The organism is Micromonospora sp. LZ34, assembly GCF_052981855.1.
The window spans coordinates 1-1,264 of sequence record NZ_JBRIQN010000153.1 but is presented as its reverse complement, the minus strand read 5'-3'; the positions used below and the strand labels follow the sequence as shown (position 1 = coordinate 1,264).

The following is a 1,264-nucleotide window of genomic DNA, read 5'->3' as shown; positions in this document are numbered from 1 at the left end:
CTGACTGTGAGGCTGGCTTGGTCGGTCCGCAGGTGATGGGCTGATGGTCGGCAGCAGTGGGCGTGACTCTTCGTCTGACTGGCTTTGTGCCTTTCGCGGGACTTGTCCGCCTGCTGCTGCCGGCGCCGGCCCGGCGGGAGACGTTTGGCCTGATCAGGAGCTTGACCGCCAGTTAGCGGCTGGCGTGTCTCATCACAGTCCTGCCATCTCCGCACCGGACCGGACCCTTGCGTCCCCACGGTGAGGAGAGAACGCATGTCCATGCTGGCAGATCTGGTCGAGGTCGTCATCGGCGTCGACACGCACAGAGACACGCACACCGCCGCGGTGCTCGACACCCGCACCGGTGGGGTCCTCGCCAGGGCCACGGTGAACACGACCCGGACGGCTATGCCGAGTTGGTGGCTCTGGCCGAGCAGCACTCAGGGCTGCGGGCCTGGGCGCTGGAGGTCGTGGAACTGGACCGGCCGGTGCGACCGGCGCGCCGTGCCGGGGCGAAGTCCGACCCGATCGACGCCGAACGGGCTGCCCGCGACGCACTCGCCCGCACCCGCCTGGCGCAGCCCAAGACGGGACCCGAGCGGGCCGCGCTGCAGGCCCGACTGACCGCCCGCCGCGCAGCCGTGGAAGCCAGCTCGGACGCCCAGCGGCAACTGCACGCGTTGGTGATCACCGCCCCCGAGGTGGTGCGCGCCCGCTTCCGCGGCCAGAGCACCCGCCTCATGCTCACCACCGCCACCCGGCTGCGCCCCACCACCAACGCCAATGTCGAGGTGTTCACCTGTCTGACCGTGTTGCGAGACCTCGCTCGCCGCGTCCGCTTCCTCGAAGCTGAAGCCACCGAGCACGAGAAGGCGATCCGGACGATCGTGCGCTCCTGGCGACCGGACCTGCTCGACCTCACCGGCGTCGGACCGATCGTCGCGGCCACCGTGCTCACCGCCTGGTCCCACCCGGGACGCTGCCGCAACGACGCCGCGTTCGCCATGCCCGCCGGCGCCGCCCCCATCCCGGCGTCCTCCGGCAAGACCGTCCGCTACCGCCTCAACCGCTCAGGAGACCGCCAACTCAACCGCGCCCTGCACACCGTCGTCCTGACCCGGCTGCAACGCGACGAACGCACCCGCGCCTACGCCGAGCGCCGCCGCGCCCAAGGCAAAACCGATCGGGAGATCAAACGCTGCCTCAAGCGTTACGTCGCCCGAGACCTCTACCGACGCCTCGAAAACCCACCCCAACCACTTGACGCGGCATAGGAGCGTCC

Annotated in this window: 1 protein-coding gene; it reads left to right on the top strand. The window is 70.3% G+C overall.

The genetic code is table 11. The features are described 5' to 3' along the window. Positions 1-401: 401 nt before the first annotated feature. Complete coding sequence (locus ACVCAH_RS37885) at positions 402-1,256, top strand: transposase (protein ID WP_447141012.1); 855 nt, start codon at positions 402-404, stop codon at positions 1,254-1,256. Positions 1,257-1,264 lie beyond the last annotated feature (8 nt).